Consider the following 25,267-nt stretch of genomic DNA (forward strand, 5'->3'; position numbering starts at 1 on the left):
TCGGGCTCAACTTTGTAACGCCATAAGCCGAGCCATGACCCGTCTACTGCGCTACACCCTGCTGGGCCTGCTGATACTCGTCAGCCTGCTGTTTTCCTTTCTCTACAGCCTGACCTGGCGCCCCGACGCCAGGGAAACGCTCCCCGTCAGTTGCAGTACCAGCGCGCCTGTGCTCGTGCCGGGACAGGCGTTGAAGGTGATGACCTGGAACGTCCAGTACCTGGCGGGCAAACGCTATGTGTTCTGGAATGACCTGGCTCAAGGCCCTGACGAAAGTCCGACTGCGGAAGACATGGCCTTCAGCCTTGATGAAGTGGCACGGGTAATCCGCGATGAGCAGCCGGACCTCGTCCTGTTGCAGGAACTGGATGATGACGCCAAGGCCAGCGGCTATCAGAATCAGCTCAAGTTGCTCCAGGAACGCCTGGCCGACCTCTACCCGTGCAGCACGCACGCCTTCGACTGGAAGGCCGACTTCGTTCCCGATCCGCATATTTTTGGCAGCGTTGGCCGGCAATTGGCGACCTTGAGCCGCTACCAGATCGAACACGCCGAACGCCTGCAGTTGCCTGAAGCGCCGATCAATTTCATCAGCCGTCAGTTCCAGCCGAAAAACGCCCTGTTGGTGAGTTACCTGCCATTGCGCGATGGCGGGCAAATGGCGGTGCTCAACACTCACTTCGATCGGGCAGTGAAGCCTGATGAGACCCGGCAGGCGAAGGTGACGGCGGTTGCCAAGGTGCTCGACACGTATGAAGGTCGCGGTACGCCGTGGCTGATCGGTGGCGACTTCAACCTGTTGCCGCTGGGCCAGTATCAACGCCTCGCGCCCGAGCAGCGCACGCCCTATTCCGCCGACAGCGCACTGCATCTGTTGTGGGACAAGTACCCGATGATCCCGACCAACAACGAGGCCAGCGGTGTCGATCGGGACCAGTGGCTGACCCATTACCCTAACGACCCTGGCCTCAACGGCCCGGATCGCACCGTCGACTACCTGTTCTACAGCCCACGGATCAAACGGATCGAAGCGCAAGTGCGGCAGGACGATACGTTGCGCATCTCCGATCATTTGCCGGTGATTGCGCGTTTTTTGCTCCCGCCCGCCCCGTAGCCACTGACTGGCACAGATCGTTCCTACGCTCCGCGTGGGAACGAGAATGATCAGGACTTACGCGGCTTGGCCCGCGCCGTGGCCTCTGCCACCAGCGGGTCATCCGGCCAGTAATGTTTCGGATAACGTCCCTTGAGATCCTTCTTCACCTCGGCATAGGTGCTACGCCAGAAGTTCGCCAGGTCCTGGGTAACCTGCACCGGCCGGCGCGCCGGTGACAACAAATGCAGCTTGACCACCTGCCGGCCACTGGCAATGCGCGGGGTTTCGGCCAGGCCGAACAACTCCTGCAAACGCACCGCGAGAATCGGTGGCTGTTCGCTGTAATCCAGACGAATCGATGAACCGGAGGGCACGCTCAGATGATGCGGCGCCTGCTCGTCAAGGCGTTGCGGCAATGGCCAGGGCAGCAGGTTATGCACAAAGCTCGACACATCCAGGCTGGCGAAATGGCTGAGCCGCGAAACCCGTCCCAGGTACGGCATCAACCAATGTTCGAGGCTGGCCAGCAACGCCGCGTCGCTGACATCCGGCCATTCACTCTCGCCCTGCTTGCTCAAGTCCAACTGACGCAACAATGCCACTCGTGCCTGCCACTGACGCAACTCCGGCGTCCACGGCAACAGCTCCAGCCCTTTGCGGCGCACCAGATTGACCAACGCCTGGCTGCGCGCGGTTTCATCAAGTCCGGTCAACGGTTCGCGACTGAGCACCAACTCGCCGACCTTGCGCTGACGTTCGGCCCGTAGCACGCCCTCGCGCTCGTCCCAATCGAGCTGATCGACGCAGCGCACCTGCTCCGCCAACACCGAATCGAACAGCGCCGGATCAAAATCCGCCGCCAGATAAATCCGTTCTTCGCGCTGCCCCTGACGACTGCCCAGATCGGCGATCACCAGCCAGGGTTGTTTCATCAGGCTGTCAGCCTCGGCGAACAACGCCGCACGACCGTTGGCCAGACGATACTCCGCACCACCGGAACGGCGCTGTTGGGCGACGCGGTCCGGATAGGCCAGCGCCAGCAATGCGCCGAGCCAGCGCGGATGCTCCGGATCGCTGACCGGCGACTCGGCTTTGCCACGCAGATAACCACGATATTGCCGGGCCAATTGCCGCGCCCGCTGCACACCACCCTGAGCGCCTCGCGCCGCTCGCTCTTTGCCGGACAACAGCATCAGCCGACTGTGCAAGTCCGCACCGGCACCGCGCAAAATGTCCCGCTCGCCAAGCAATGCAGCGACGTCGCAGGCCATGTCCGCCAGCCCCAACGCTTGTCCACGCAGTAACAGATGCGCGATGCGCGGATGGGTCGGCAGTTCGGCCATGGCCTGACCGTGGCGAGTGAGTTTCCAGTCTTCAGCGGACGCCCCCTGCAACGCGCCAAGGCGTTCGAGCAAGTCCTGCGCCTGTGCATAAGCCGCCGCCGGCGGCACATCGAGCCAGACCAACTGCCCAGGCGTCACGCCCCAACGCCCGAGCTGCAAGGCCAGCCCGGCAAGGTCAGCCGAGAGAATTTCCGGGCTGGCATAGGCCGCCAGTTGTTCGTGTTGATCCTGCGACCACAGCCGATAACACACGCCCGGTTCCAACCGTCCTGCGCGGCCGGCACGCTGGGTGGCGCTGGCGCGGGAGATGCGCTGGGTGTCGAGGCGGGTCATGCCGCTGCCGGGATCGAAACGCGGCACTCGCGCCAGCCCGGCGTCGATGACTACGCGCACGCCATTAATGGTCAAACTGGTTTCGGCGATGTTGGTGGCCAGCACCACTTTGCGTTGGCCAGGTGGCGCCGGATCGATGGCCGCACGTTGCGCCGCCAGATCGAGCTCGCCATGCAACGGGCAGAGCAACACCTCGGAACGTTCGCCCAAGGCATCCGCCAACTGCTGATGCACACGACGGATTTCGGCCTGCCCGGGAAGGAACACCAGCAAGCTGCCGCTTTCGTCGTTCAAGGCGTCGAGAATGGTCTGCACCACTCGCGGCTCGATGAATTCACCCGGCTGAAACGGCCGGCCCCAGCGCATCGTCACCGGGTACATGCGCCCTTCGCTGCGCAGGATCGGGGCGTCATTCAGCAGCCCGGCGAGGCGCTCGCCTTCGAGGGTTGCCGACATCAGCAGGATCTTCAGCGGCTGCTCATCCCGAAACAACTCGCGGCCATTCAGGCTCAGGGCCAGCGCGAGGTCGGCATCGAGACTACGCTCGTGGTATTCGTCGAAGATCAGCAAGCCCACACCGTCCAGCGCCGGATCCTCCTGCAAACGACGAGTGAGGATGCCTTCGGTGACCACTTCGATGCGCGTGTTCGGTCCAACCTTGCTGTCCAGGCGAATCCGGTATCCGACGGTTTCGCCGACTTTTTCGCCGAGCTCGCTGGCCAGCCGTTCGGCCGCCGCCCGCGCGGCCAGCCGACGCGGCTCAAGCATGAGGATGGTTTGCCCGGCCAGCCATGGCTCATCCAGCATCGCCAATGGTACACGGGTGGTTTTACCGGCGCCGGGCGGTGCTTCGAGCACGGCTTCGTGGCGTGTCGCCAAGGCTTCACGCAGTGCGGGTAAAACTTCATCAATTGGCAAAGAGTTCATGCTGGCTCCAAAACAGATCGGCGAGTATAACGGCGAACTGCCTGGCGTTAATCACGGTCCTAATTCAGACCGACAACGTTTCGTTTCATGTTTGCTCAGGAGATTTACCATGCGTACTCCATTTCGCCTGATTGGCGGTGTACTGGTTGCGACCCTGCTGACTCAAGTGACCGCTTGCGGTTCGATTTTCTACCCGGATCGCCGTGGCCAGATCGACGGCAAGATCGACCCGGCGATTGCCGCGCTCGACGCCGTGGGCCTGCTGTTCTATATCATCCCCGGGCTCGTCGCGTTTGCCATAGACTTCACCACCGGCGCGATTTACTTCGAACCCGGCAAGACCGCACAAGTGGCGCCCGAGAAACTTCGGCAAGCCATTGATGCCGACGGCAAGGTCGATAACCACAAGTTGCAGGCCATTCTCGAAAGCGAACTGGGCCGCAGCTTCCCGCTGGATGATCCGCGCCTGATCCAACACAAGGGCAGCGTCCAGCAACTGGCCATGCTCGGCCTGAAACCCGCTGCTTGATGCACCACACCGAGGAAACGCTCCACCTATGACCAGCAGCCCGGAACACGCTCGCCTGTTACGTCTCGCCACCCGCGCCTCCGTGGCGGTGGCGAGCACACTCATTGTCGCCAAGGCCATTGCCTGGTGGCTGAGCGGATCGGTGAGCATGCTCGCCGGACTGACGGACTCGGCACTCGACGGTGTGACGTCGCTGCTCAATCTGTTGGCGGTGCATTACGCACTGCGCCCGGCCGATGACGATCACCGCTACGGGCACGGCAAGGCGGAATCCTTGTCGGGTATGGCACAGGCTCTGTTTATCGGAGGAAGTGCGGTACTGATCGCGTATCAGGCATTCGAGCGCCTGAAACACCCGGAACCGGTGGGCGCGCCGTGGATCAGCATCGGCGTGATTATCTTTTCCCTCGCCCTGACCCTGGCGCTGCTGATGCTGCAACACCGGGTTATCCGCGAAACCGGCTCCAGCGCGGTGCGCGCCGACTCGCTGCATTACCGTTCCGACATGATGCTCAACGGCAGCATCCTGGTCGCGTTGGTACTGGCCGGTTTTGGCTGGCATCAAGTCGATGCCTGGTTCGGCCTGGGAATCGCCGTCTACATTTTGTGGAGTGCGATACAAATCGCCCGGGAAAGTTTTGCGGTGCTTATGGATGAAGAACTGCCACCGGACGTCAGCCAGCACATGCTCGAACTGGCGTGCGGCGTGCCCGGCGTACTCGGCGCCCACGACTTGCGCACGCGGATTTCCGGCAGTCACTGGTTCGTGCAATTGCACCTGGAGTTGCCGGGGGAACTGACGCTGTCAGTCGCGCACGGCATCAGTGATCAAGCGGCGGACGCCATTCACGCCGTTTACCCGCGAGCCGAAGTGCTGGTGCACGCCGACCCGCAGGAAGTGGTGACAGCCGTCCGGAATCAGAAAGTGACCTGATAACCGCGTGAGGCAAGGCAATTGCCTTCGGCCTGGCGGTAAGTCTGTACCACCTGTGGCGCCGGCTGATAGGTCACGGTCCGTGGATCAAACCCGCTCTGCTGGACCGCCCAACGATAGCAATCGTAACCGTCCTGAGCGACCTGCTCCGGCGATTGCCCGTTAGCCGGGTAAGCCACCACGTCATAACCATTGCTGGTCGGTTGCGGTGCCGGGTTACCTACCGGCGGCTCAACCACAACGTAGTCCTGAGTGCTCTCCTCGTAGGCGTAGTACGCGCCGGCTGCCAGAAACATCAGCGCGCCACCGATCCATACCTCCTGAGCGTAATCGGGCAGATACCTCACACGGATCCCGCGAGGCGGTTGGACCACCACATAACGCGGCCCGTTCGGGCGATACCAATAGCCACCGGAGTAGAAGTAATCCTGTCCACGGTACGGCACACGGTCGTGGCGCTCAGGGAAGCGGTCGATCACATAACCCGGCCGATACCGCGGACCATCACCCCAGCCATTGCCATGCCCTTCCGGACGTCCTGGCCAGCGACGCTCATCCCGATGGTCATCGTGACCACCGGCCTGCCAACGCTGGTTGTAATCGTTGCGCCGCGGAATGTCCTGATAGTAGCCACGCTGTGGCTCCTGGGTCTGGCGAACAGTGTCCGGACGGCCCTGGATCGGCAGGTTGTTCGCTGGTGCAGGTCGGCCCTGAGTCTGACCGTTTTGTTCGAACTGGCGGCTGTTGTTGCCGCGAATGATTTCAGTCTGCGGACGTGGCGGATTGTTTTGCGGACGTGGCTGGTTGTACTCGACGCGAGGTTGGTTGTTTTGCGGATGCTGCTGGTTGGGCTCCACGCGAGGCGGATTGTTTTCGGGGCGCGGTTGATTGTTCCCCTGCCGGCCTTCGCCGCCATGCTCATGCTGAGCACCACCATTATTGTGTTGCTGTTGTCGTTGCTGTTCCTGAAGGTGCTCCTCGCCCCCCTGACCTTCTGCCAGCAATGGCGCGCTGACACTTACACACAACACACCAACACCTGCCATACGCCAGATGTGCGACTTCATGCTATTCCTCACTGCGGTGGTGACCTATACGTAAGACTGGAAAAGCACAGGCCGGTTCAGCAACAGGTTATCAGTCACGAGACTTATTTTGCAGGCCATAAAAGGCGTTTCGCAGGTAATAAAAAAGGGAGACCCGTCGGCCTCCCTTTGAGAACTTCGTCCGTGCTCGACGCTTTTGACGTCGGCTCACCTCACTCCGTCTTCTGGACAGTGTGTAGCCCGGGGGCCAACTCAGCTCCTGTGGGAGTGGTGGCCGCGGCTGGCCTGATTCGGCGGGCCGCTGTGGACTGTTTGTCCGGGCAGTGATTCTGGTGATAAGAATAGGCTTTGGGCGGCGACAGAGGATTGCGAAGATTGCTCAAATAAACATGACTTGCGCAATTTTTAACCTTGGATAGATAATCTGCCGCAATAGTTATGACAAAGGCCTGATTCATGAGCAAACTCGACCGATACGACTTGAGCATTTTGGCGGAATTGCAGCGCGACGCGCGCATCTCCAATCAGGAGCTCGCCGAACGCATCGGCCTGTCGCCATCGCCTTGTTCGCGGCGGGTCAAGCAGCTTGAAGACGACGGCTACATCACCCGCCAGGTGGCCCTGCTCGACCGCAAGATGCTCGGCCTGAGCCTGACCGCCTACGTGTTGATCGGCATGGACCGGCACACGCCCGAGCGCTTCGAGAACTTCGAAGCCGCCATCCGCACCTTGCCGCAAGTGCTCGAATGCAGCCTGGTGACCGGGATGGACGCCGACTATCAACTCAAGGTGGTGGTGCCGGACATGGATCACTACCAGAAACTGCTGCTCGGCCACCTGACCCGCATCGAAGGGGTGACCAGCGTACGCTCCAGCTTTGTGCTGAACCAGGTGCTCAACAGCACCGAGTTGCCGTTGACCCATTTGCGCAGCTGATCCCACCTCTGATCGTTCCCATGCTCTGCGTGGGAATGCCGCCATGGACGCTCCGCGTCCACAGTTCTTCACCTCACCGCACCTGCGGCAGACCGACGCACGTCAATGCGCCGCCAATATCCATTGGCGTATACTTGCCGAGCCTTTTTTGCCCCGCATGCGCTGGAGATAATCGATGGATCCTGCAGTATTTGAAGAGTGGATGATGACCGGTCTGGTCAGCATCCTGATCATTTTCATGGGTTTCATCGTCTGGGATCTGGCGAAAAAATCCAAGGCCGGACGCTTCGGTTCGTTCATCCTGTTCTTCGTGCTGGGTCTGGGCGTGGCCGCGTTCATCATCAAGAGTGTGGTGATCGGCCTAATCGAATCCGGCGCTTTATAAGCGCGCCGGCACTTCTTTCCACTGGCCCTGATCGAGGCCTTCGATCGTCCAGTCGCCGATTCGCACCCGCACCAGACGCAGGGTCGGCAAGCCAACTGCAGCGGTCATGCGCCGCACCTGACGGTTGCGCCCTTCACGAATCACCAATTCCAGCCAACTGGTCGGCACGCTTTTGCGAAAGCGCACGGGCGGGTTACGCGGCCATAGTTCAGGTTCTTCCAGCTGCCGCGCCTGCGCCGGCAAGGTCATGCCGTCATTCAACTCGACACCCTCGCGCAAGCGCTGCAATTGCTCGGCGCTTGGTTCGCCTTCCACTTGCACCCAATAGGTCTTGGCCAACTTGTGTTTCGGATCAGCGATGCGTGCCTGAAGCTGGCCATCGTTGGTCAGCAGCAGCAAGCCTTCGCTGTCACGGTCCAGCCGTCCTGCCGGGTAAATCCCGGGAATCTCGATAAAGTCCTTGAGCGTCGCCCGCCCTTCTGCGTCGCTGAACTGCGTCAGCACGTCGAAGGGTTTGTTGAACAGAATCAGCTTCGGCTCGGCCGGTGGCGCTTTGGCAACACGTCGCGGAGCTGAAGAGGATTGCGCAGGTTTCACGCTGGGGCGGCGGGAAGCGGGACGAAGAGGACGCGACATGGAAAAAACAACATCTAACGGTCAGGGCTCACCATGCTAGTGGCCCGACCGTTAAATAACCACCACCCAATCAGCGGAACGGCGGCTCGTCAAAGCTGCGCAGTTTGCGCGAGTGCAACGAATTGAGCTCGGTGCGCAATAGATCTACCGCCGCGATGCCGATCTTCAAGTGCTGGCTGACCGCACGCTCATAGAAAGCGTTGGCTGAACCCGGCAGCTTGATCTCGCTGTGCAACGGCTTGTCCGAAACACACAGCAAGGTGCCGTATGGCACACGCAGACGATAGCCTTGCGCGGCAATGGTGCCGCTTTCCATGTCCACGGCAACCGCGCGAGACAGGTTGATCAGCGGTCGTTCCTGAGCCCAGCGCAATTCCCAGTTACGGTCGTCGTAGGTCAGCACGGTGCCGGTGCGCAGGCGTTTTTTCAGGTCATCGCCTTTTTCGCCGGTGACGTTGGCTGCGGCTTGTTGCAAGGCCATCTGCACTTCGGCCAAGGCCGGAATCGGAATGTTCGGCGGCACCACCCGGTCGAGAATCCCGTCGCGACGCATGTACGCGTGAGCCAGCACGTAATCACCGATGGTCTGCGACTGCCGCAGGCCGCCGCAGTGACCGATCATCAGCCAGCAATGCGGGCGCAACACGGCCAGGTGGTCAGTGATGTTCTTCGCGTTGGACGGACCGACGCCAATGTTCACCAGAGTGACGCCGTGGCCGTCAGACGCCTGCAAGTGATAGGCCGGCATCTGATAACGGTGCCAGACTACGCCCGCCGCAATGGCCGACGCTTCGCCGTGATCCATGCTCTTGTCGATGATCACGTTGCCTGGCAAGACCATGCGCACAAAACGCGGATCAGTGCGCAGTTGCTCCAGGCCATGGGTGATGAACTGGTCGACATAACGGTGGTAGTTGGTCAGCAGGATCCACGGCTGCACATGGCGCCAGTCGCTGCCGGTGTAGTGCACCAAACGGCGCAGAGAGAAATCCACCCGTGCTGCATCGAACAACGCCAACGGCAGCGGATCGGTATTTTCCCAATCGTACAAACCATCGGCAATGCCATCGGTAGCGGCCGACAAATCGGTGCTCGGGAACACTCGCGCCAGTACCGCAGCGGTGACGCCGGAGCCCGCCAGTTCATCGCCCTGCTCGACCACGTACGGATACGGGATGTTCTGCTCACTGACACCGACTTCCACCGTCACGGTGAAGTCGTGCATCAGCGGCACCAGTTGCTCCAGCAAATACTTACGGAAAGCCGCCGGATGAGTGACGGTAACGCTGTAGGTCCCCGGCAATTGGACCTTGGCGTAAGCCCGCGTGGTCTGTGGGACTTCACCCTGACAAAGGTAGGTCAGGCGTAATTCCGGATAACGAAACATCGCACGCTGCTCGGCGTCGGGTTCGATGCGGTCCTTCAGATAACGCTTGAGCGCCTGACTCAACGCCGTGGTGGCCCGCTCGTGCAGAGCGGCAAGCCGATCGACGGCTTGTTCGGCGGTTTGAACGACAATAAAGGCTTCGGTCACGATCAGCTTCCTGTGTTCTGACTTGCAGACCTTCATCTTGCCTGTATCGCAGTCCGACGGAAACAGTGGAAAACAAGATCGCAGCCTTCGGCAGCTCCTACAGAATACCGCTGAGCCCTGTAGGAGCTGCCGCAGGCTGCGATCTTTTCGTGCCTCAAAATCCTTGAGGGGTCGACCGCGCCACAATCGCTTCCACATCCAGACCGCGCGGCAAGGTGCCGTAAACCCGACCGGCCGTTCCCAACCGGCTGGCAATAAAGGCATCGCTGACGCTGGCGTTACCGGCCTCAAGCAGCAGCTTGGCTTGCAGGCCCAGGGCGATGTCTTCGGTCAGTTGTCGGGCGCGATACTGAATGTCGTCGGTGTCCTTGAATGCTGCCTGCAGCTGACTGATGTGTTCGGCCAGACGCTTGTCGCCATGACCATCGCCGAGTTCGCTGAACAGCGCATCGAGCACGCCCGGCTCTTTCGACAGCGCTCGCAACACGTCAAGGCACTGAACATTGCCGGAACCTTCCCACGTCGAGTTCACCGGAGCCTCACGGTACAGGCGCGGCAAGATGCTGTCTTCGACGTAACCTGCACCGCCCATGCATTCGGCGGCTTCGTTGATCATGGCCGGCGCACGTTTGCAGATCCAGTATTTACCCACTGCCGTTACCAGACGGGCAAATTTGGCTTCCCGCGTGTCATCGAGGTGATCCAGCGCCCGGCCCATACGCAGGCTCAAGGCCAGTGCGGCTTCGCTTTCCAGCGCCAGGTCGGCGAGCACGTTTTGCATCAGCGGCTGTTCACTGAGCAATTTGCCGCCAACCTTCCGGTGGGCACAGTGGTGGCTGGCCTGGGTCAATGCCTGACGCATCAGGGCGCTGGAGCCAACCATGCAATCGAAACGGGTCATGGCCACCATCTCGATGATGGTCGGCACGCCGCGGCCTTCTTCGCCGATCATCCACGCCAGCGCCCCGCGAAACTCGACTTCGCTGGAGGCATTGGACCAATTGCCGAGTTTGTTTTTTAGCCGTTGGATGTAGAACTGGTTACGCGTGTCATCCGGGCGATGACGTGGCAGCAGGAAACAGGTCAGGCCCTTGTCGGTTTGCGCCAGGGTCAGGAAGGCGTCGCACATCGGCGCCGAGCAGAACCATTTGTGTCCCACCAGCTCATACGCCTGGCCCGGCCCCGCAGCGCCAACCGGGTAAGCCTTGGTGGTGTTGGCCCGAACGTCGGTGCCGCCCTGTTTCTCGGTCATTGCCATGCCGATGGTGACGCCGGCCTTGTGGGCCATGCCGACATTGCGCGGGTCATAGGCGGTGGCGAGAATTTTCGGCAGCCACTGTTTGGCGATGTCTGGTTGCAGGCGCAATGCCGGGACACTGGCGAAGGTCATGGTCAGCGGGCAGCCACTGCCGGCTTCGGCCTGGCTGTGCAGGTAGCTCATGGCCGCACGGGCAACGTGGGCACCCGATTGCGGATCGGTCCAGGGCAAGGAGGTCAAACCGTGCTCGACCGCCGTGCGCATGAGCTCATGGTAGGCCGGGTGAAACTCCACCAGATCAATGCGGTGGCCGTAGCGATCATGGCTGGTGAAGACCGGCTTGTTCTGGTTGGCCAGGAACCCCGCCTCCATCAACGGACCACCGGCCAAAGCGCCATACGCATCGATGCGCGCATCAGCCCAAGCCGCCCCGAAACGCCGCGCCCACTCTTGCAACGGCAAGTCGATGCGGTAGAGGTTGGTTCCGTCCAGCGATGGCGGCTGGTTGGTGACTTCGTGGGTTTCGGCGAACTGATGCAGGTTCATGGCGGGGCCTCCTTGGGTCAGTTGAGACCTTCAGTTAAGCACTGCCTCCCCACCGAACAAAGTGGCATATCCGCCTAAATATCGGCGCTTTCACCTTGTTTTGGACAAAGCACCCGACGATAGAGCGTCGCTTGCAACTCTTCGAATTTCACCGGTTTGCCGAGGTAATCGGTCAATCCCTGCTCAAGATCCAGCCCCTGAACCGAGACCACCACAGCCAGCACCGGCAACTCGGTATAACCGGGCAATGCGCGGATCTGGCTGTCGATCGACAGTCCGTCGAGCAGCGGCAACGGGCAGTCGATCAGCACCGCGTCGAACGATTCGCGACGCAGAAGCTCCAGCGCTGCCTCAGCGCTGTCGGTGCTGCGAACCCGATAGCCGAGCTTGAGCAACATGCCACGCACCACCAACTGATTGATGCTGTTGTCGTCGACCAGCAACACCGTACAGTCCTGCGGTGCGCGTAAACGGACGCTACCGTGAATCTGGCGCGATTGAGTGACAACCGGTTGCACAACACTCACCACGTCAAACTCGACATCAAGCTGAAAGCGGCTACCGCGTCCGGGCTCGGAGCGATGGGTCAAACGCCCGCCAAGCAACTCGACCAATTGCCGACATATCGCCAGACCGACACCCAACCCACCGTATTCGCGCGTCATCGAGCCGTCGAGCTGGAAGAACCGCTGATACAGCGTGGCGTCACCCAGATCGGTGAAGCCGATGCCGGTGTCGATCACGGCGAAAGACAGCGCCAGACGCCCCTCCTCGGCAAACTTGCCGCTGACCCGCAAGGCCAGTCCACCCACCCGGGTGAACTTGATCGCGTTATCCAGCAAGCACTCCAGACCTTGCGCCAGCTTGGCGCTGTCACCGTGCAGACGGTCAGGTAGCCCGGGAGTCAGATCAACCTTGAAGTCCAAGGCCTTGCTCGCGGCATTGGCGGCGAACTGCTGCTGCAAGGTCTCGACCATCGAGCGCAAGCTGAACGCTTCGGGGTACACCTTGAGTCGGCCGGCCTGCAATTCAGTCAGGGTCAGAATGCCGTTGACCATGCGCATCATCTCCCGCGCCGAACCGGCGGCCGTTTGTTGATACTGCTCGAGCTCCGGGTCGAGGTCGACGGTCTGCATCAGTTCCAGCGAACCGATCACACCATTCATGGGGGTGCGCAGTTCGTGGGTCAGCGTCGCGAGAAATTCATCCTTGAGCCGGTTACTGCGAGCCAGTTGCTGGTTCAACACTTCGAGCTTCTGCCCGGCGTCAAACAGCGTCTGTGCCTGCTGCTCGCGCATGGCGTTGATCCGGTCGGCCAGGGCCAGCGACAGCAGCGCAACTTCAATTGCCGAGCCGATCTGACTGGCATACATGGTCAGGAACATATTGGGCAGATAGCCGAGCACCATCAATGTATTGACGACACCACCGAGCAGAAACGCCGACCAGGCAATGATGAAGTAGCGCGCCACCCGCAAGCCGCGCCACCAGGCGAAAATCCCGGCGAAGAAAATCACCACGGTGAAGATCAACGCCAACGCCGTCGCCAGGCGCAGGGCCAAGGCGTAGCTGGTCATCAACGACAGCCCGACCACCACTGCGCTGCACGCAATCAACACCAACAGCAAGCGATCGAGCCTGCGACTGCAACTGGCCGTTTGCAGGAAGCTGCGGGCGAACTGGCTGCCGAACAGCGCGGCGCTACCAATGAAAAACGGTGTCGAGGCGTTGGCCCACCACGGGTTGTTCGGCCAGAAATACTCGACTGCCGCACCGTTGACCGACAGCTGATAGAGGCCGAATGAGCCGATATAGAAGATGTAATAAAGGTAACTGGTGTCACGCACGCTCAGGTAGATGAACAGGTTGTAGACCAACATCCCGAGCAGCACGCCGTAAATCAGACCGAGCACATACAGCCGCAAGGGCTGGTCTTCCAGATAAGCAGTGCTCGACCAAAGGGTCAGTGGCGCCTGTATCGACCCCTCGCTTTGCAGGCGCAAGTACAGCGTTTCGCGCTGATCGGGGACGAAGTCCAGTTTGAACAGGTAGTTGTTTTGCCGAACCTGGCGACTGGCGAACGGCAAGGTATCGCCGGTACGACTGACCAATCGATATTCACCGGCGCTGTCCGGCAGATAGAGGTCGATATGATCCATCGGCGGATAAGCCAGTTCCAGCAACCATCGGCGTTGAGCGTCGGGGTTGATCGGGCGGTAGTGCAGATCGACTTTGAGCCAGAACGCCGAATGCGAATAACCGGCGTTCAACGTGTCTTTGTCGTGGGTCTTGAAGTTGCCGGCCGCCGCTTGCGCGCGTACATCGGCGATGGATGCAGTGCCGGAGACATCTTCGTACACCTGCATGACTCGTCCCAAGGGGAGGCTTTGGGTGAGCTCATCAAAATCGGCTGCAGCCGCCAACATCGGCAAGCTCAACAGCAACATCAGCAAATAGCGCATAAAGCCCCAGCGTGGCCAGTCCGGTTGTGTCAGGAAGCCCCCCATTCCCTTTGAGTAGACGTAAAACCGGCATTACCTGTTATTGATTTGGATCCACTCTAGCATAGCCGTTGATGGCCATTGAACACTATTGAATAATTTAGTCTAAAGGCTCTAGAACGGGCCTTTCAGAGCGATTTACAGAACCAGATTGATTGAGTCGGTCAGATTGTGACAAGCCCCCCCCTGTAGCAGCTGCCGAAGGCTGCTACGCGGAGCGAGCCATGGGTCATCGGTCGGCACACCGAAAAAAGAGGTTTGGTGGTAAGCTCGCGCACCATGAATATCTACAGCTCTCGCCCCGTTGTCCTCTGTCTCTCCGGCCACGACCCAAGTGGTGGCGCCGGCTTGCAGGCAGATATCGAAGCCCTGCTCGCTCAGGGTTGTCATGCTGCCCCGGCAGTTACCGCGCTGACTGTGCAAGACACGGTCAACGTCAGCGACTTCCGCGTTCTCGACCGTGAGTGGGTGCTGGCACAAGCCAACGCCGTGCTCAACGACTCGACGGTCGCGGCGGTCAAGCTGGGTATGCTCGGCTCACTGGAAATGGTCGACACCGTGGTCGAACTGCTTCAGGCGTATCCGCATTTGCCGGTGGTCTGTGACCCGGTGCTGCGCGCCGGCGGTGGCGGACGACTGGGCAAGGACGAGGTCGGCTACGCCATGCGCGAGCGCCTGCTGCCACTGGCGATCATCGCCACCCCTAACCTCCCGGAAGCACGCATCCTTGCCGAACTGCCCGAAGGCACGGCGGATGAATGCGCAGAAAAACTCCTGCCTTACGTCAAACACCTGCTGATCACCGGCGGTCATGGCGACGAACACGAAGTACATAATCGCCTGTACAGCCGCGACGGCAGCCGCCACACCTACACCTGCCAGCGCCTGCCCGGCAGCTATCATGGTTCGGGCTGCACCCTGGCCAGCGCTTTGGCCGGACGTCTGGCCCAGGGCGAACACCTCGCCAGCGCGGTACAGTCGGCGCTCAACTACACGTGGCGCACCCTGCGAGACGCCGAACAGCTGGGCAAAGGCCAGTTCGTGCCACGCCGTCTGCCGCTGGACTTTTGCTCGTAACGCCATGAGGCCTGCCCGATGAAATTACGTGGTCTGTACGCCATTACCGACAGCCAACTGCTGGCCGGCAAGTTCCTGCCTTACGTGGAGGCTGCGCTGGACGGCGGCGTCACCTTGCTGCAGTACCGCGACAAAAGCACCGACGAGGCCCGCCGACTGCGTGAGGCCGAGGCCTTGCATGACCTGTGCGGACGCTACAAGACCCAACTGATCATCAATGACGACGCCGAACTGGCCGCGCGCCTGGGCGTCGGCGTACATCTGGGGCAGACCGATGGCCCGCTGACCCCGGCCCGCTCGCTGCTGGGTCGCCAGGCGATTATCGGTTCGACCTGCCACGCACAACTCGAACTCGCCGAACAAGCGGCAAAGGAAGGCGCCAGTTACGTCGCCTTCGGCCGCTTCTTCAACTCCAACACCAAGCCCGGCGCACCGACGTGCAGTCTCGAACTGCTCGACCAGGCCCGCAGCAAACTGCACCTGCCGATCTGCGCGATCGGCGGCATCACCCTCGACAACGCAGCCCCGCTGGTGGCCCACGGGGTTGATCTGCTGGCCGTGGTTCACGGGCTGTTTGGTGCCGAAGACACTCAAGAAGTGACGCGCCGTGCTCGCGCCTTCAACGACTTGTTCAAAGCTTAAATTACCGATTTTTGAGAGCCCAATCATGTCTCGTTCCGAAACCCTGTTTGCCAATGCTCAGAAACACATTCCCGGCGGCGTGAACTCGCCTGTGCGTGCCTTCAAGAGCGTCGGCGGCACGCCGTTGTTCTTCAAACACGCCGAAGGCGCCTACGTGACGGACGAAGACGACAAGCGTTATGTCGATTACGTCGGCTCCTGGGGCCCAATGATTCTCGGCCACAGCCACCCGGACGTGCTCGACGCAGTGCGCAAGCAGCTTGAGCACGGTCTGTCCTACGGCGCCCCGACCGAGATGGAAACCGAGATGGCCGACCTGGTCTGCTCGATCGTGCCGTCAATGGAAATGGTGCGCATGGTCAGCTCCGGCACCGAAGCGACCATGAGCGCCATTCGCCTGGCCCGTGGTTTCACCGGCCGCGACAGCATCATCAAGTTCGAAGGCTGCTACCACGGTCACTCCGACAGCCTGTTGGTGAAGGCCGGCTCCGGCCTGCTGACCCAAGGCGTGCCAAGCTCTGCCGGGGTTCCTGCCGCCTTCGCCAAACACACCCTGACGCTGCCATTCAACGACATCGATGCCGTTGCAAAAATGCTTGCCGAAGTCGGCCAGGAAGTGGCGTGCATCATCGTCGAACCCGTAGCGGGCAACATGAACTGCGTGCCGCCAGCGCCGGGTTTCCTCGAAGGCCTGCGTACCCTGTGTGACAAACACGGCGTGGTGCTGATTTTCGACGAAGTGATGACCGGTTTCCGCGTGGCACTGGGTGGGGCTCAGGCGTATTACGGCGTAACCCCGGACCTGAGCACCTTCGGCAAGATCATCGGGGGCGGCATGCCGGTCGGCTGCTTCGGCGGCAAACGCGAAATCATGTCGCACATCGCACCACTGGGCCCGGTTTACCAGGCAGGCACCCTGTCGGGTAACCCACTGGCGATGGCCGCCGGCCTGACCACCCTGCGCCTGATCAGCCGCCCGGGCTTCCACGCTGAACTCAGCGAGTACACCAGTCGCCTGCTCGATGGCCTGCAACAACGTGCCGATGCTGCTGGCATTCCGTTCGTGACCACCCAGGCTGGCGGCATGTTCGGCCTGTATTTCAGCGGCGCCGACGACATCGTGACCTTCGATGACGTGATGGCCAGCGATGCCAACCTGTTCAAACGCTTCTTCCACCTGATGCTCGAAGGTGGCGTGTACCTGGCACCAAGCGCCTTCGAAGCCGGTTTCACCTCGATCGCTCACGGCGAAGCCGAGCTGAAACTGACGCTGGACGCCGCTGAACGTGCATTCGCTGCGTTGAAGTAAGCGATAGACGCTGACGTCGACGATTGTCGGCGTCAGCTTTATCCCACATGCCGACCTTATTTCTTACGCAACACCGATAATTCCCCAAAAAGCAGCAGATATAATCCCCGCGCGGCAGAAAAACGAGTAAAGACTTTGTAAGGTGGGTCCTGCTTATTTCATAATGCGCGCTTATTGGATCCCTCGACGGGTCCGCGCGCCCTTCAGAGGTAAGTCGATTCCCATGAACCGCACCGGCCGCGCCCTTGCACTGGGCTGCCTGTTGCTCCTTCAGCCCCTGCTCGCGCACGCACAAGCAGGCGGCAACTCGTTGTTGATCCCAGCGATGGGTCGTTGCACCCTCAATACCCAGCCTGAAGACCTGAAGGAGGCGCTCGCCGCCTGCCAGAAAGCGTCGGACGCCGGGGATGCAGAAGCGCAATACGAGTTGGGCGAGTTCTACTACGAAGGCAAACGCGTACCGCGCGACCTCAATCAAGCCCTGAGTTACTTCGAAAAAGCTTCGCTGCAAGGCCACGCTCAAGCGCAATTCAAACTCGGCATCATGTTCTTCCATGGCGAAGGCGTGCCGGCCAATAACGTTCAGGCGTATATCGTGCTGAAAATGGCCGCGGTCAACGGCGCGGAAGATGCGCTGGACACCGCCGACGAAGTCGCCGAGCACATGCAACGCGATGAGCTGGAAGTTGCTACCCAGGTGCTGGGGCAAATTTTCCGTAAATACCTGATGGAACTGCAAAGCGCCGACGGGCGTACGCCTTTCTCACCTCTTCCTTAAGGTAGTCAGCTAGTTCCCACGCTCTGCGTGGGAATTCATCCAGCGACGCTCTGCGTCACCCGACGCAGAGCGTCGGCAGCGGCATTCCCACGCAGAGCGTGGGAACGATCACTCAATCAACTACTTCTCAGGCATCGGCATCGGAAACGGCATGACATTGCCGACCGCGCCACGGGCTTCGCTGATTTTCGGGGTGCCCATACGCTCGACTTCGTCGATGCGCACAATCGAATGCATCGGCACAAAACTGCGCACCACGCCCTCGAACTGAGCCTTGAGCTTCTCTTCGCTCGGATCGACGACCACTTGCGTGCGCTCGCCAAAGACGAACTCTTCCACTTCCAGAAAGCCCCACAGATCACTTTGATAGATCTGCTTGGCGTACATTTCGAACACCTGGCCCTGGTTGAGGAAAATCACCTTGTAGATTGGAGCTTCACGTTTGGTCATGGTGGGCGAGTAACACATCGAGGGATAAAAATGAGGGCGCGAACTATAGCATAGCCGCTGGACGCACGACGGTAGGAACCTGGGGACTTGTTCCCTATAATGCGCGGTTCTTTGAATCACGTGATGAACCCGTCCATGGCCAAGAAGCTTTATATCGAAACCCACGGTTGCCAGATGAACGAGTACGATAGCTCGCGCATGGTCGATCTGCTGGGCGAACATCAGGCCCTGGAAGTGACGGCGCGCGCCGAAGACGCAGATGTCATCCTGCTCAACACCTGCTCGATTCGCGAACGCGCCCAGGACCGGGTGTATTCCCAGCTGGGCCGCTGGCGCGAACTGAAGCTCGCCAACCCGGAAATGGTCATCGCCGTCGGCGGTTGCGTGGCCAGCCAGGAAGGCGCGGCAATCCGCGACCGTGCGCCCTATGTCGACGTGGTCTTCGGCCCGCAGACCCTGCATCGCCTGCCGGAAATGATCGACGCCGCACGCCTGACCAAGCTGCCGCAAGTCGACGTCTCGTTCCCGGAAATCGAAAAATTCGACCACCTGCCGGAACCGCGTATCGATGGCCCAAGCGCCTACGTTTCAGTGATGGAAGGTTGCAGCAAGTACTGCACGTTCTGCGTAGTGCCCTATACCCGCGGTGAAGAAGTCAGCCGGCCGTTCGATGACGTGATTGCCGAGATCATTCACCTGGCCGAGAACGGCGTGCGTGAAGTCACCCTGCTCGGGCAGAACGTCAACGGCTACCGTGGCCTGACCCACGATGGACGCCTGGCCGATCTGGCCGAGCTGATCCGCGTGGTGGCGGCCGTCGATGGCATCGACCGCATCCGCTACACCACGTCGCACCCGCTGGAGTTCTCCGACAGCCTGATCCAGGCCCACGCCGAAGTGCCAGAACTGGTCAAACACCTGCATTTGCCGGTGCAATCGGGTTCGGACCGGATTCTTGCGGCGATGAAGCGCAACCACACGGCACTCGAATACAAATCGAAATTGCGCAAGCTGCGCGCCGCCGTGCCGGGTATTTGCATCAGCTCGGACTTTATCGTCGGCTTCCCCGGCGAGACCGAAAAAGACTTCGAACAGACCATGAAGCTGATCGAAGACGTCGGCTTCGACTTCTCCTACTCGTTCGTCTACAGCCAGCGCCCGGGCACCCCGGCTGCCGACCTGGCCGACGAAACCCCGGAAGAGCTGAAAAAAGAGCGCCTGAACGCCCTGCAGCATCGCCTCAACCAGCAAGGCTTCGAGATCAGCCGACAAATGGTCGGTTCGACCCAGCGGATCCTGGTGACCGATTACTCGAAAAAAGACCCGGGCGAACTGCAAGGCCGGACCGAGAATAATCGAATCGTAAACTTTCGCTGCGACAATCCGACCTTGATCGGCCAGTTCGCAGACGTGCACATCGACGCCGCACAGCCGCACTCGCTGCGTGGTTCGCTGATTAGATAACACCACACTCCACTGTGGGAGCGAGCCTGCTCGCGATGACGCCAGGTCAGACAACATAGATGTTGAATGTCAGACCGTCATCGCGAGCAGGCTCGCTCCCACAGGGTTGGTGCTTGATGTAGGGTTATTTAAGAGCTTTCGCACCCAGGCCTCTGGCGTTATCCTTGATTTATCTCCATTGCCCCAGGGCGGCTAAAAACAACCTTGAACGCACCCATAGAACCACATCGTTTCATCCTCGAGCCCTTTGAGGCTCATCGCTTCGCCAATCTGTGCGGGCAATTCGACGAGCATTTGCGCTTGATCGAACAGCGCCTGGCGATCGTGATCCGCAATCGCGGCAATCAGTTCGAATTGATCGGCGAACTCAAGCACACCACCTCCGCGGAAAACCTTCTGCGCCGCCTCTACCGTGAAACCAAGGGTAGCGAGCTGTCGCCAGACATGGTTCACCTGTTCCTGCAGGAATCGGCCGTGGAAGAAATGGACAACCATTCGCCCGCCGAACCCTCCGTCGCCTTGCGCACCAAAAAAGGCATGATTCGCCCTCGCGGCTTGAATCAGCAGCGCTACGTGAAGGAAATCCTGGGCAACGATATCAACTTCGGCATCGGCCCGGCCGGTACCGGCAAGACCTATCTGGCCGTTGCCTGCGCAGTCGATGCGCTGGAGCGCGAGCAGATCCGCCGCATCCTGCTGGTACGTCCAGCAGTCGAGGCAGGCGAGAAACTCGGCTTCCTGCCCGGCGACCTGTCTCAAAAAATCGACCCGTACCTACGCCCGCTGTATGACGCGCTGTACGAAATGCTCGGCTTTGAATACGTCGCCAAGCTGATCGAACGTCAGGTTATCGAAGTCGCGCCACTGGCTTACATGCGTGGCCGTACGCTGAACAACAGCTTCATCATCCTCGACGAAAGCCAGAACACCACCGTCGAACAGATGAAGATGTTCCTGACACGGATCGGTTTTGGCTCGACCGCGGTCATCACCGGTGACATCACCCAGATCGACCTGCCAAAAGGCACCAAGTCCGGGCTGATTCATGTGATCGACGTGCTCAAGGAAGTACCGGGCATCAGTTTTACCCACTTCAAACCCAAAGATGTCGTTCGCCACCCGCTGGTGCAGCGCATTGTCGAAGCCTATGAGCGTTTCGAAAATCGCCTGATTGACGAACCTGCAACACTTTCCACCGAAAAGGACAATCGCCACGATGCTTGAGCTTGAGCTTGATCTGCAACTGGCGACCGAAGCGCCTGCTCCAAGCGAAGCCGAGTTCCGCCAATGGTGCGAACTGGCCCTGCGTCAGCGCAGCGCCGACTCCGAACTGACCATTCGCCTGGTCGACGAGGAAGAAGGCCGCGAGCTGAACTACACCTGGCGTCAAAAGGATTACGCAACCAATGTGTTGTCGTTCCCTGCCGATGTGCCCGACGAGTTGCTGGATATCCCGTTGCTGGGTGATCTGGTGATCTGTGTCGCAGTGGTTGAGCGCGAAGCGGCCGAACAAGGCAAGGAGTTGAAGGCCCACTGGGCACATCTGGTCATTCACGGCTGCTTGCATCTGCTTGGTTACGACCATATAGATGATGAAGAAGCCGAAGAAATGGAAGCACTGGAACGAACGTTGCTTGCAGAACTGGGTCATCCTGACCCGTATGCGGACGACGAAACCGAAACATCCCCTATCGTGACAACAAAGGATTCAGAGTAATCGCTATGAGCGAAGATCGATCGAGCAACGGGCAAAAGTCCTGGCTGGGTAAACTCACCCAGGCTTTTGCCCACGAGCCGAAAAACCGTCAGGAGCTGCTGGAGCTTCTGCGTGATGCCCACCAGAACAAGTTGCTGGACAGCGAAGCGCTGGCCATCGTCGAGGGCGCCATCCAGGTCGCTGACCTGCAAGTACGCGACATCATGGTCCCGCGCTCGCAGATGGTCAGCATCAAGGCGACCCAGACACCCCGTGAATTCCTCCCGGCCGTGGTTGAGTCCGCGCACTCGCGTTATCCGGTAATCGGCGAGAGCCACGACGACGTCATGGGCGTGTTGCTGGCCAAGGACTTGCTGCCGCTGATCCTCAAGGAGAACGGCGACAGCTTCAACATCAAGGATTTGCTGCGTCCGGCCACTTTCGTGCCCGAGTCCAAGCGTCTGAACGTGTTGCTGCGCGAGTTCCGCGCCAACCATAACCACATGGCCATCGTCATCGACGAATACGGCGGCGTGGCGGGCCTGGTGACCATCGAAGACGTGCTCGAGCAAATCGTCGGCGACATCGAAGACGAGCACGACGTTGAAGAAGACAGCTACATCAAGCCACTGCCAAGCGGCGACTTCCTGATCAAGGCCCTGACGCCGATCGAGAACTTCAACGAGTTCTTCGACAGCGAATTCTCCGACGACGAATTCGACACCGTTGGCGGCCTGGTGATGAGCGCGTTCGGGCACTTGCCAAAACGCAACGAAATCACTGAAATCGGCGCCTATCGCTTCCGCATCCTGAACGCCGACAGCCGTCGCATTCACTTGCTGCGCTTGACCCCTATAGCCCGCTAAGGACTGACATGCGTTGGATCACCCGCCCCGGCTGGCCCGGTAACCTGCTGGCCGTGGCGGCCGGTGCACTCACCACCCTGGCCTTGGCGCCGTTCGATATCTGGCCGCTGGCGTTGCTGGCGGTCGGTTTTTTCTATGCCGGCCTTCGTGAACTGACACCTCGTCAGGCACTGGGTCGCGGCTGGTGTTTCGGTTTCGGCCTGTTTGGCGCGGGCACCAGCTGGATCTACTACAGCATCCACAACTTTGGTGGCGCTTCGATGCTGCTCGCCGGATTGCTGATGCTGGCGTTCACCGCCGCGATTGCCTGGTTCTTCGCCCTGCCCGCCTGGCTCTGGGCGCGCTGGTTGCGCCGTAACGAAGCGCCATTGGCCGACGCCTTGGCATTCGCGGCGCTGTGGGTGGGTCAGGAAGCGTTTCGTGGCTGGTTCCTCACCGGTTTTCCATGGCTCTATTCCGGTTACAGCCAACTCGACGGCCCGCTTTCCGGATTGGCGCCATTGGGTGGCATGTGGCTGATTTCCTTCAGCCTGGCCCTGACCGCCGCGCTGGTGTACAACCTGCCACGCCTGATCAAGGCCGGACACAAAGGCTTTATCATCGCCGGCCTGCTGTTGCTGGCCGCGCCTTGGGTCATCGGCCTGTTACTCAAGGGCCACGCCTGGACCAGCCCTTCGGGCAATCCGCTGAGCGTCGCGGCGATTCAGGGCAACATCGAACAAAGCATGAAGTGGGACCCGGCGCAGCTCAACGCGCAACTGGCGCTGTACCGCGACATGAGCTTCACCTCCAAACGTGTCGACCTGCTGATCTGGCCGGAAACCGCAGTCCCGGTGCTCAAGGAGTCTGCCGAGGGCTACCTGAACATGATGGGCAGCTTCGCCGCTGAACGTAACTCGGCGCTGATTACCGGCGTGCCGATCCGCCAGGAAGTGCATCACGAGAAACGCTTCTACAATGGCATCACGGTGGTTGGCCAAGGCGATGGCACTTACCTCAAGCAGAAACTGGTGCCGTTTGGCGAATACGTACCGCTGCAAGAGCTGCTGCGCGGCTTGATTGCGTTCTTCGATCTGCCGATGTCGGATTTTGCCCGCGGCCCGGCTGATCAACCGTTGTTGCAAGCCAAGGGTTATCAGATCGCACCGTTCATCTGTTACGAAGTGGTCTACCCGGAATTTGCCGCCAGCCTTTCGGCGCGCAGCGATTTGCTCCTGACCATCAGTAACGACACCTGGTTCGGCACCTCCATCGGCCCGCTGCAACACCTGCAGATGGCGCAGATGCGGGCGCTTGAGGCTGGCCGCTGGATGATTCGCGCAACCAACAACGGTGTCACCGGGTTGATCGACCCCTTCGGCAAGATCACCGTGCAGATCCCGCAATTCGAACGCGGCATTCTCTACGGCGACGTGGTGCCGATGCACAACCTGACGCCTTACCTGCAATGGCGCTCGTGGCCACTGCTCATCCTTTGCGCACTGCTGTTTGGCTGGGCACTGTTGGCCAGCCGGATCGCCAAGACGGTTTAACCTCACATGATCGTTCCCACGCTCTGCGTGGGAATGCAGCCAGTGACGCTCCGCGTCACAAGAGCGGACGCAGAGCGTCCGGGGAAGCGTTCCCACGCAGGAGCATGGGAACGATCAATCTTTTGACTCTCAGCGATAAAAAATCGAATACCCGATCTGCCCCACGGCCTCATTCAACAACTGACCCGATCGCCAGATCGACTTGAACGTCGGCATCCAGCCGCCCAGCGGTTCGGCATTATCGGTGCCTAAAAAGCCCACTGGTGCCGGCACCACGGTAAATCCCGCCTGCTCGAAACTCCAGACGCTGCGCGGCATATGCCAGGCTTGCGTCACTACCACGACCCGCTTCAACCCCAAAGGCTCCAGCAACTCGGCAGTGAATTGAGCGTTTTCCCAGGTGGTGCGGCTACGCCCTTCCTGCCAACGAACCGTGACACCAAAATCATCCTGTAACGAATCAGCCATCAACTTCGCTTCAGTGGGCGGCGTGCCGTAATGCAAACCACCGCTGGTCAACACCGGCAAACCCGACGCCTTGGCCAGTCGCGCTGCGTAACGCTCACGCTCCAGCGCCACACCGGTCGGCTGATCGGCACCCCACGCAAGATCACCGCGTTCGCGCCCTGCTCCCAACACCACAATCACATCCGCGCGCTCGGCCAGCGTCGCCCATTCGCTGCGGGCCAGCGGGGCTTCACGCTCAAGGGCCTTGGCGCTCCACTGGACAACGACCGGCAAGCTCATCAACCAGAACCCACCGGCCCCCAAGGCAAAACACAGCCCCGCAAGGCGTGGTCTTGAGCGGCGCAACCACCAGGCAAGCGCAAGCAACAGCAAAAAAATACCGGGTGGCAGAAGCAGTTGTTTAACGAAATAACGAAAGGGCATCGGGCACCTCCAGAGATGCCCGAAGCCTAAGTGGATTGAAGTAATGCGACAACTAAGATGGAAGGCCTTTTCATCAAAAAGCCATCATGGGCGACTTCATGCGCCCGCTTGGGGCAACAAACATTTGCCTGATCACTTACTTGACCAGCAGGGACCGGACCTTTACCGCGTCTCTGCGAGAGAGCTTGTCTTGCAACCAGATAATTTTCGCCGAACGGGGAACGTCCTTAGGCTTCACTGCTGCTTCTGATAACAAGCATCCTTGCGCCTCATGCTCACTACGGTCCAGATAAGCCATGATCAGTTCGAACTCTGCGCTGCTCAGCCCGCGAAGTTCCAGTTCCACCGGACGCTCATCGCGTAACCGGCCAGCTGTCCTTGCGGCATCCAGGGCCAGCCCCAGGCGCTCTATCAACTTTTCGTACAACTGCGGCTTAGTTACTTTTCGTTGTGACTCAACCATCCCTCACCTCATTGAAGATAAGACTCACTCCCCATCTAGAGCTTAGCTTCGCTTAGCAAACCGTTCAGGTGCCGCGACCAACGGCCCTACACGTG

The 25,267-nt window shown here is 60.2% G+C and carries 23 protein-coding genes; 14 read left to right on the top strand and 9 right to left on the bottom strand.

Annotated elements, in window-relative coordinates; all coding sequences use genetic code 11:
* Positions 1–34 precede the first annotated feature (34 nt).
* Entirely contained in the window at positions 35–1,114 is a 1,080-nt protein-coding gene (locus tag FPT12_RS11390) for an endonuclease/exonuclease/phosphatase family protein (RefSeq protein ID WP_145016345.1), read from the top strand.
* Between the two features lie 50 nt (positions 1,115–1,164).
* Here the strand turns inward: FPT12_RS11390 and hrpB are convergent, their stop codons facing one another.
* Complete coding sequence (hrpB, locus tag FPT12_RS11395; protein WP_145016346.1) at positions 1,165–3,699, bottom strand: ATP-dependent helicase HrpB; 2,535 nt, start codon at positions 3,697–3,699, stop codon at positions 1,165–1,167.
* Between the two features lie 109 nt (positions 3,700–3,808).
* Between hrpB and FPT12_RS11400 the strand changes: the two genes are divergently transcribed.
* Positions 3,809–4,228, top strand: a complete 420-nt coding sequence (locus FPT12_RS11400) for a polyribonucleotide nucleotidyltransferase (RefSeq protein WP_145016347.1) — start codon at positions 3,809–3,811, stop codon at positions 4,226–4,228.
* Positions 4,229–4,256: 28 nt separating this feature from the next.
* The gene (locus FPT12_RS11405; protein ID WP_145016348.1) at positions 4,257–5,162 is read left to right on the top strand and encodes a cation diffusion facilitator family transporter; all 906 of its coding nucleotides are present in this window, start codon (positions 4,257–4,259) and stop codon (positions 5,160–5,162) included.
* Here the strand turns inward: FPT12_RS11405 and FPT12_RS11410 are convergent.
* Complete coding sequence (locus FPT12_RS11410; protein WP_145016349.1) at positions 5,147–6,229, bottom strand: DUF6515 family protein; 1,083 nt, start codon at positions 6,227–6,229, stop codon at positions 5,147–5,149. The genes FPT12_RS11405 and FPT12_RS11410 overlap by 16 nt on opposite strands.
* A gap of 435 nt (positions 6,230–6,664) precedes the next feature.
* Between FPT12_RS11410 and FPT12_RS11415 the strand changes: the two genes are divergently transcribed.
* On the top strand, positions 6,665–7,144 hold the full coding sequence (locus FPT12_RS11415; protein WP_007894448.1) for an Lrp/AsnC family transcriptional regulator: 480 nt from the start codon (positions 6,665–6,667) through the stop codon (positions 7,142–7,144).
* A 175-nt stretch (positions 7,145–7,319) separates the two neighbouring features.
* Positions 7,320–7,529: a DUF2788 domain-containing protein gene (locus tag FPT12_RS11420; protein ID WP_003228500.1), complete on the top strand. Its 210-nt coding sequence runs from the start codon at positions 7,320–7,322 to the stop codon at positions 7,527–7,529.
* Here the strand turns inward: FPT12_RS11420 and FPT12_RS11425 are convergent.
* From FPT12_RS11425 to FPT12_RS11440, 4 genes are all read right to left on the bottom strand, one after another.
* Positions 7,524–8,165, bottom strand: coding sequence for a pseudouridine synthase (locus FPT12_RS11425; protein ID WP_145016350.1), 642 nt, complete (start codon positions 8,163–8,165; stop codon positions 7,524–7,526). The two genes, FPT12_RS11420 and FPT12_RS11425, sit on opposite strands and share 6 nt — an antisense overlap.
* A gap of 70 nt (positions 8,166–8,235) precedes the next feature.
* A complete protein-coding gene (amn, locus tag FPT12_RS11430; RefSeq protein ID WP_178098715.1) occupies positions 8,236–9,735 on the bottom strand; it encodes an AMP nucleosidase in 1,500 nt (499 codons plus the stop codon).
* 118 nt (positions 9,736–9,853) lie between these two features.
* Positions 9,854–11,503 (bottom strand): acyl-CoA dehydrogenase family protein, encoded by a 1,650-nt coding sequence (locus tag FPT12_RS11435; protein ID WP_145016352.1) that lies wholly within the window; start codon positions 11,501–11,503, stop codon positions 9,854–9,856.
* Between the two features lie 74 nt (positions 11,504–11,577).
* Positions 11,578–13,965 (bottom strand): hybrid sensor histidine kinase/response regulator, encoded by a 2,388-nt coding sequence (locus FPT12_RS11440; protein ID WP_145016353.1) that lies wholly within the window; start codon positions 13,963–13,965, stop codon positions 11,578–11,580.
* Between the two features lie 318 nt (positions 13,966–14,283).
* Between FPT12_RS11440 and FPT12_RS11445 the strand changes: the two genes are divergently transcribed.
* The 4 genes from FPT12_RS11445 to FPT12_RS11460 all read left to right on the top strand — a co-directional run bounded on the left by FPT12_RS11445 (position 14,284) and on the right by FPT12_RS11460 (position 17,810).
* On the top strand, positions 14,284–15,081 hold the full coding sequence (locus FPT12_RS11445) for a hydroxymethylpyrimidine/phosphomethylpyrimidine kinase (protein ID WP_145016354.1): 798 nt from the start codon (positions 14,284–14,286) through the stop codon (positions 15,079–15,081).
* 18 nt (positions 15,082–15,099) lie between these two features.
* Positions 15,100–15,723 (top strand): thiamine phosphate synthase, encoded by a 624-nt coding sequence (gene thiE, locus FPT12_RS11450; protein ID WP_145016355.1) that lies wholly within the window; start codon positions 15,100–15,102, stop codon positions 15,721–15,723.
* A gap of 25 nt (positions 15,724–15,748) precedes the next feature.
* The gene (gene hemL / locus FPT12_RS11455; protein WP_145016356.1) at positions 15,749–17,032 is read left to right on the top strand and encodes a glutamate-1-semialdehyde 2,1-aminomutase; all 1,284 of its coding nucleotides are present in this window, start codon (positions 15,749–15,751) and stop codon (positions 17,030–17,032) included.
* A gap of 223 nt (positions 17,033–17,255) precedes the next feature.
* Positions 17,256–17,810, top strand: a complete 555-nt coding sequence (locus FPT12_RS11460; protein ID WP_019691827.1) for a tetratricopeptide repeat protein — start codon at positions 17,256–17,258, stop codon at positions 17,808–17,810.
* A gap of 120 nt (positions 17,811–17,930) precedes the next feature.
* On the opposite strand, the gene FPT12_RS11465 is transcribed toward FPT12_RS11460, so the two are convergent.
* Complete coding sequence (locus tag FPT12_RS11465) at positions 17,931–18,260, bottom strand: DUF1820 family protein (protein ID WP_008052403.1); 330 nt, start codon at positions 18,258–18,260, stop codon at positions 17,931–17,933.
* Between the two features lie 135 nt (positions 18,261–18,395).
* Between FPT12_RS11465 and miaB the strand changes: the two genes are divergently transcribed.
* The 5 genes from miaB to lnt all read left to right on the top strand — a co-directional run bounded on the left by miaB (position 18,396) and on the right by lnt (position 23,818).
* Entirely contained in the window at positions 18,396–19,724 is a 1,329-nt protein-coding gene (gene miaB / locus FPT12_RS11470) for a tRNA (N6-isopentenyl adenosine(37)-C2)-methylthiotransferase MiaB (protein WP_178098716.1), read from the top strand.
* Between the two features lie 204 nt (positions 19,725–19,928).
* Positions 19,929–20,948, top strand: coding sequence for a PhoH family protein (locus tag FPT12_RS11475; RefSeq protein ID WP_145016358.1), 1,020 nt, complete (start codon positions 19,929–19,931; stop codon positions 20,946–20,948).
* A complete protein-coding gene (gene ybeY / locus FPT12_RS11480) occupies positions 20,941–21,441 on the top strand; it encodes an rRNA maturation RNase YbeY (protein WP_145016359.1) in 501 nt (166 codons plus the stop codon). Before FPT12_RS11475 ends, ybeY begins: the two co-directional genes overlap by 8 nt.
* A 5-nt stretch (positions 21,442–21,446) precedes the next feature.
* The gene (locus tag FPT12_RS11485) at positions 21,447–22,286 is read left to right on the top strand and encodes an HlyC/CorC family transporter (RefSeq protein WP_019691823.1); all 840 of its coding nucleotides are present in this window, start codon (positions 21,447–21,449) and stop codon (positions 22,284–22,286) included.
* Between the two features lie 8 nt (positions 22,287–22,294).
* Entirely contained in the window at positions 22,295–23,818 is a 1,524-nt protein-coding gene (gene lnt, locus FPT12_RS11490) for an apolipoprotein N-acyltransferase (protein ID WP_145016360.1), read from the top strand.
* Between the two features lie 129 nt (positions 23,819–23,947).
* Here the strand turns inward: lnt and FPT12_RS11495 are convergent, their stop codons facing one another.
* Both FPT12_RS11495 and FPT12_RS11500 read right to left on the bottom strand, forming a co-directional pair.
* A complete protein-coding gene (locus tag FPT12_RS11495) occupies positions 23,948–24,709 on the bottom strand; it encodes a YdcF family protein (RefSeq protein WP_145016361.1) in 762 nt (253 codons plus the stop codon).
* Positions 24,710–24,845: 136 nt separating this feature from the next.
* Positions 24,846–25,172: a hypothetical protein gene (locus FPT12_RS11500; protein WP_145016362.1), complete on the bottom strand. Its 327-nt coding sequence runs from the start codon at positions 25,170–25,172 to the stop codon at positions 24,846–24,848.
* Positions 25,173–25,267: the final 95 nt, after the last annotated feature.

This window comes from Pseudomonas sp. H3(2019), assembly GCF_007713465.1.
In the GTDB taxonomy this organism is placed as follows: domain Bacteria; phylum Pseudomonadota; class Gammaproteobacteria; order Pseudomonadales; family Pseudomonadaceae; genus Aquipseudomonas.

Bases quoted from the DNA above. Each gene is read 5' to 3' on its own strand.
- FPT12_RS11390 (WP_145016345.1), top strand. From the start codon at position 35: ATGACCCGTCTACTGCGCTACACCCTGCTGGGCCTGCTGATACTCGTC.
- hrpB (WP_145016346.1), bottom strand. From the start codon at position 3,699: ATGAACTCTTTGCCAATTGATGAAGTTTTACCCGCACTGCGTGAAGCC.
- FPT12_RS11400 (WP_145016347.1), top strand. From the start codon at position 3,809: ATGCGTACTCCATTTCGCCTGATTGGCGGTGTACTGGTTGCGACCCTG.
- FPT12_RS11405 (WP_145016348.1), top strand. From the start codon at position 4,257: ATGACCAGCAGCCCGGAACACGCTCGCCTGTTACGTCTCGCCACCCGC.
- FPT12_RS11410 (WP_145016349.1), bottom strand. From the start codon at position 6,229: ATGAAGTCGCACATCTGGCGTATGGCAGGTGTTGGTGTGTTGTGTGTA.
- FPT12_RS11415 (WP_007894448.1), top strand. From the start codon at position 6,665: ATGAGCAAACTCGACCGATACGACTTGAGCATTTTGGCGGAATTGCAG.
- FPT12_RS11420 (WP_003228500.1), top strand. From the start codon at position 7,320: ATGGATCCTGCAGTATTTGAAGAGTGGATGATGACCGGTCTGGTCAGC.
- FPT12_RS11425 (WP_145016350.1), bottom strand. From the start codon at position 8,165: ATGTCGCGTCCTCTTCGTCCCGCTTCCCGCCGCCCCAGCGTGAAACCT.
- amn (WP_178098715.1), bottom strand. From the start codon at position 9,735: ATGAAGGTCTGCAAGTCAGAACACAGGAAGCTGATCGTGACCGAAGCC.
- FPT12_RS11435 (WP_145016352.1), bottom strand. From the start codon at position 11,503: ATGAACCTGCATCAGTTCGCCGAAACCCACGAAGTCACCAACCAGCCG.
- FPT12_RS11440 (WP_145016353.1), bottom strand. From the start codon at position 13,965: ATGCGCTATTTGCTGATGTTGCTGTTGAGCTTGCCGATGTTGGCGGCT.
- FPT12_RS11445 (WP_145016354.1), top strand. From the start codon at position 14,284: ATGAATATCTACAGCTCTCGCCCCGTTGTCCTCTGTCTCTCCGGCCAC.
- thiE (WP_145016355.1), top strand. From the start codon at position 15,100: ATGAAATTACGTGGTCTGTACGCCATTACCGACAGCCAACTGCTGGCC.
- hemL (WP_145016356.1), top strand. From the start codon at position 15,749: ATGTCTCGTTCCGAAACCCTGTTTGCCAATGCTCAGAAACACATTCCC.
- FPT12_RS11460 (WP_019691827.1), top strand. From the start codon at position 17,256: ATGAACCGCACCGGCCGCGCCCTTGCACTGGGCTGCCTGTTGCTCCTT.
- FPT12_RS11465 (WP_008052403.1), bottom strand. From the start codon at position 18,260: ATGACCAAACGTGAAGCTCCAATCTACAAGGTGATTTTCCTCAACCAG.
- miaB (WP_178098716.1), top strand. From the start codon at position 18,396: ATGGCCAAGAAGCTTTATATCGAAACCCACGGTTGCCAGATGAACGAG.
- ybeY (WP_145016359.1), top strand. From the start codon at position 20,941: ATGCTTGAGCTTGAGCTTGATCTGCAACTGGCGACCGAAGCGCCTGCT.
- FPT12_RS11485 (WP_019691823.1), top strand. From the start codon at position 21,447: ATGAGCGAAGATCGATCGAGCAACGGGCAAAAGTCCTGGCTGGGTAAA.
- lnt (WP_145016360.1), top strand. From the start codon at position 22,295: ATGCGTTGGATCACCCGCCCCGGCTGGCCCGGTAACCTGCTGGCCGTG.
- FPT12_RS11495 (WP_145016361.1), bottom strand. From the start codon at position 24,709: ATGCCCTTTCGTTATTTCGTTAAACAACTGCTTCTGCCACCCGGTATT.
- FPT12_RS11500 (WP_145016362.1), bottom strand. From the start codon at position 25,172: ATGGTTGAGTCACAACGAAAAGTAACTAAGCCGCAGTTGTACGAAAAG.